General features: G+C 64.9%; 1 protein-coding gene. It reads right to left on the bottom strand.

Going from position 1 to position 664, the window contains the following annotated elements:
* Positions 1–664, bottom strand: a 664-nt coding sequence (locus AC0L3J_RS37245; RefSeq protein ID WP_473350412.1) for a TrbI/VirB10 family protein, incomplete at both ends; no start/stop codon positions are given.

A 664-nucleotide genomic window follows, 5' to 3' on the forward strand; every position in this document is an offset into this window, starting at 1 on the left:
GCTGTTGACCCAACGCTTCACTCATCGCGGAACCCGCGTCTTGTCGTCCGTAACCGCTGTTGCTGTTGCCACGGTCCTGACTCAAGCTGATGCCCGCAACGACGCCCGACATGAGGAATGCCGATGCGAAGGTGCGGAAGTAGTGGTTGTTGACCTTGTCGTTGAAGCCTGCATACCCAGCGCTATCGCCGCCCGGCATGGCCCCAATGTCCATTGCCTTGCCGTCGGGGAAGATGATGCGCTGCCATGCCACCAGAACGCGCTTCTGCCCGTAGGCCACATCGTTCGAGTAGCTGCCCACCAGGCGCGAGCCTTGGGGGATGAGCATGTGCTTGCCGGTCGCCGTGTCGTACACCGACTGCGATACCTGGGCCATGATTTGGCCTGGCAGATCGGAGTTGATGCCCGAGATAAGCGTAGCCGGAACGACGAAGCCAGCGCGCAGCACATAGGGCGTTGCAGGTGCTTCCGGCTGGGAGTCGAGCCGCCAACGGTCGCCCTCGCTGCGGTTGTCGAACGACCCATAGCCAGCGCCGCCACCACTGCGGTTCGAGGTCTGCACGAGGGTCGGCGCACCCGAGCCGCCCATACCGCCACCCCCTGCCGCGCCGCCCATCGTGCGAGCCTGCGCAAGCGCGGCCTGATAGGCGGCGGTCGGATCGGT

This window comes from Bradyrhizobium sp. Kon37, assembly GCF_055807535.1.